Source organism: uncultured Cyclobacterium sp., assembly GCF_963976465.1.
Classification (GTDB): domain Bacteria; phylum Bacteroidota; class Bacteroidia; order Cytophagales; family Cyclobacteriaceae; genus Cyclobacterium.
Window position 1 is genome coordinate 1 of record NZ_CAXBOC010000542.1, and the last position, 3,542, is coordinate 3,542.

A 3,542-nucleotide genomic window follows, 5' to 3' on the forward strand; every position below is an offset into this window, starting at 1 on the left:
TTTGTTAATTATTCCGCTGGTTATCAAGTAATTAATAAATCAGCAAGAAGCCCTAGCCTACTTGTCTTATCATTATGTTTCGGCCGTTTTTTATTTTACCTGAAGTTCATACCCCTTACCTCGAATATTTTTAATTTGAATATTCGGATCTTGAATTAGCTTTTTTCTGAGTTTGGAGACAAACATGTCCAGGCTTCTGCCCACAAAGACCCCTTCATCTTCCCAAATTTCTTTGAGTAGGTGATCTCTCTCAAGCATCTCGTTTTGGTGGGAAGCAAAAAGCGTCAGCAACTTATTTTCTTTTTGGGAAAGTTGGATTTCTTCATTTTCGATCTTCAAAAGCTGTTTACCGGTATACAGTTCAAACTTTCCAATTTCCACGAATTGACTATTGTCCTTGTTTTTATTCCCATTTGCCTTGGTTGACTTTTTATAGAAAAGAAATAAAAATCCAAAAGTCAAAACCCCAAAGATGATCGGTACTGAAAAGTTGGATGCCCTTATTGCGTTTTGTTCAAACCGGATTTTGATGCTATAGCAATCTTTTGGCTGCACGCGTCCCTGACAGGGAATGAGCGTTTTGTCTTTGTGATTGGACATTTGATAACTGTAAACAATCTGATTGGCCTTGCATTCCATCACATTCACCTGATACTTGTCTTCAGCTTCTTTGTTTATTAAGCCCTCCCCCAAACTCTTATGAATGACTTTAACTAAACTGTCCGGGTCAAATTGGAAAGGGTTTTCAAATACGAGAATGAATTCATTCTCGCTTATTTTCTTGATTGGCAAAACCCTTGAAGTGCTATCACCTGAGGCAAGCAAGATTTGGTGCCCCACATTCCTCAACCTGATTTCCCTGTTTTCTGCAAAATCGTCTGACTTCCATGGCCACAGGAGTACCATCGTAAAAAGCATGGTAATTATTCCGATTCCGGCAGGTTGTATCAGTTTTTTCATTGCTCAAATATAAGGTTTAATACAGGTCAAATTTCAATTTTACCTTGATTTACATTCTTTTTACATTCCATTTACCCTATTGACTTTAGATAGCTTTAGGTTTGGACATGCTTAACAAATAAAAAATGAAAAAACACATAAGATTATTTTCCTGGCTAATGCTATTTGTTTGTATCACTTCATGTAAAGATCAAGTCAAATCTGACTTTTCAAAAGACCAATCCAATTCCCTAACCAATGAGTTTAACACTTCCAAAGCGCCTAATTCAATTGTACGTAATTTGGTGCAGGATGGTGATGGCAACATCTTGATGGCTACCTGGGAAGGAGTGTTTCGATATGATGGAAAATCTTTTACCAATGTAACAAAGGATGTAAGTTCAGCCCGCTTCTTTTCTATTTTGGAAGACAGCAAAGGCAATATGTGGTTTGGAAGTATTGGCTCAGGTGTTTATTATTTTGATGGAAAAGCCTTTCAACATTTCACCACCAAGGAAGGGCTTCCAAATAATGAGATTACCAGTATTTATGAGGACAAGGCCGGTAAAATTTGGTTGGGCACAAATGGGGGAATAAGCCGGTACGATGGAAAAACATTTCAGAATTTTATATTGGCCGAAGATACTATAGTTGAAGATAAGACCGGAAAGACTGTTCCGGATTTTACTCGTCCCCCTAATGAAGTCAATTTCATCGTAGAGGACAAATCGGGCAATTATTGGATTGCTACGAGGGGCAACACCTATCTATATGATGGAAAAGCATTCACTATTATTAAGCATAAAGGCAAGGCGTTTACCAATGTCCGTACTATCATTAAAGATAAAAAAGGAAATATTTGGCTGGGTGGCAAGGATGGCCTGTGGCGCCATACCCCTTCGACTTCCCTCAGCGCAGGTGAGAGTGAATTTACCAATATCAGCAGGAATTTTGTCGGGTATATTCACGAGGATAAAAATGGCAATATCTGGACCAGTTCTGAAACTATCGAAGGATCCTGGGTACTTACACTTTATTATTCCCAGACCTTTTTAAATAAAAAACCTACTGCAACCGAAATAAATACAAAAGATAGAAAGCTGCTTTTTGGGATTTTAGCAGCCAAGGATGGCAGTATTTGGTTCGGTTCGGATGGAGTATATCGATACAATGGAAAAACCATAACCGATTTTAGAAGCAAATAGGCTGCATCCCACCTGTGTTTAATTTACCCCCCTTCTATCCTTTTCAATTGGCTAATGAAGGATAGATGAAATTACCAAAACAGAACAAAGTGGTGATTGGAAATCCGTCTACTCAGCAATTGCGGTAAACCTAGGGCCATCTTTTATACAGTATGTCTTTGATTCCGAAAGGACTTACTGACACACCTATAAAACTATAATAATAAGCGCCCGTTTTAGTGACTGACTTTTTGATTCATAGTGATGAAAATCGCAACTTTTAATCCGGTAGCATGTAGGCGGGTTGGCTATTATGGTTTGGGTAGAGAGTTTGGGAACGGTTTATTGATCAAGTTTAGCTGGGTCATCTTTATTTGGCCACAAAAGCAATACTTCTAACCTTTCTGTATTGTAGCCATAAAAAAGTGTATTTTGAGGACTTAATTGGAACTTTCTTGCTCCTTCTTTTCTTTCAGATTTCTTAAAACGTTGAGGGTGCTGACTTATTTGTTTTAGTGCGTCTTCTAAACGCTTGAAGAATTTCTCTATTTCTTTTTCGGTCCAATTTTCTTCCAGATAGTCAACAATTCCGTCTAACTGGTTCTCGGCTTCTTCTGACCAAACTATTTCTAAAGCCATTTTTCATATCTTTTTCGCACCTCACTATGAGGCTTTACCTTGCCTTCCCTAACTTGTTGCATAGCTTTTTCCAACTTCGCTTCAAGCTCTGATTCTTCCTTTAGCATTTCTTCTATTTTTGATAATTTCTCATCAGAAGATTGCATTACTTTTTGTATGATTTTGTATTTCCTTGTCTCTATGTTCATTGTACTGGTAATTAATAACCTATAGTAAATATAACATTTTTTATCATTTTTAAATTTAATCTCTAATAAACGCATGATATCTTTCTATCGTTTATTTGAGGCATTCGGTTTTGGCCTGATGTTACTTTTCCGCTGGGGTTAAATACTTGTAACTACCAAATCCATGGATGCCCCTCTGGTTAATCAACGTTTTCAAAAGGATGGTGAAGAAACGCTACCATTGCCAGGAAGGTATTCAACAGTAAATTAGGTGAATTTAGCTCAGGGCTTTTCTATACTTTCTCATCATTTTAACTTTTTCCAAAGAAATCCCAACCTGGGTTAGTTAGATTAATCACCCAAAACCCATGGTCCAAAGTACTGACTGCAAAAACCCATTCTTTTAAGGTATTTATAAACCAATGTAGAGGAATACCCCCACAAAACAATTTCTTGAATTTTATTTCCCCTTACAACCTTTTCCCGTACTCTACAGGTTTCCTGTTCTCTTATTTGATAAGCCTCTCCCATAACTAAAAATAGTCTATCCTTGAATGCATTACAAATAAATGCTGCCCGAGTAACTGAATAAAGTGTCGTTGATTTGGATGGG

At 37.4% G+C, this 3,542-nt stretch carries 5 protein-coding genes; 1 reads left to right on the plus strand and 4 read right to left on the minus strand.

Features of this window, described 5'->3' with window-relative positions; genetic code table 11:
* Positions 1-90: 90 nt before the first annotated feature.
* Entirely contained in the window at positions 91-960 is an 870-nt protein-coding gene (locus tag AAC037_RS21825) for a winged helix-turn-helix domain-containing protein (RefSeq protein WP_339905591.1), read from the minus strand.
* Positions 961-1,085: 125 nt separating this feature from the next.
* Here AAC037_RS21825 and AAC037_RS21830 point away from each other — a divergent pair, with 125 nt between their 5' ends.
* The gene (locus AAC037_RS21830; RefSeq protein ID WP_339905592.1) at positions 1,086-2,144 is read left to right on the plus strand and encodes a two-component regulator propeller domain-containing protein; all 1,059 of its coding nucleotides are present in this window, start codon (positions 1,086-1,088) and stop codon (positions 2,142-2,144) included.
* 321 nt (positions 2,145-2,465) lie between these two features.
* Here AAC037_RS21830 and AAC037_RS21835 read toward each other — a convergent pair whose 3' ends face one another.
* The 3 genes from AAC037_RS21835 to AAC037_RS21845 all read right to left on the minus strand — a co-directional run.
* Positions 2,466-2,762 carry a type II toxin-antitoxin system RelE/ParE family toxin gene (locus tag AAC037_RS21835; protein ID WP_339905594.1) on the minus strand — a complete coding sequence of 99 codons (297 nt, stop codon included), beginning with the start codon at positions 2,760-2,762 and terminating at the stop codon, positions 2,466-2,468.
* Positions 2,753-2,950 (minus strand): hypothetical protein, encoded by a 198-nt coding sequence (locus AAC037_RS21840; protein ID WP_339905596.1) that lies wholly within the window; start codon positions 2,948-2,950, stop codon positions 2,753-2,755. Before AAC037_RS21840 ends, AAC037_RS21835 begins: the two co-directional genes overlap by 10 nt.
* 330 nt (positions 2,951-3,280) lie before the next feature.
* Positions 3,281-3,542, minus strand: a 262-nt coding sequence (locus tag AAC037_RS21845; RefSeq protein WP_339905598.1) for a hypothetical protein, incomplete at its 5' end; no start/stop codon positions are given.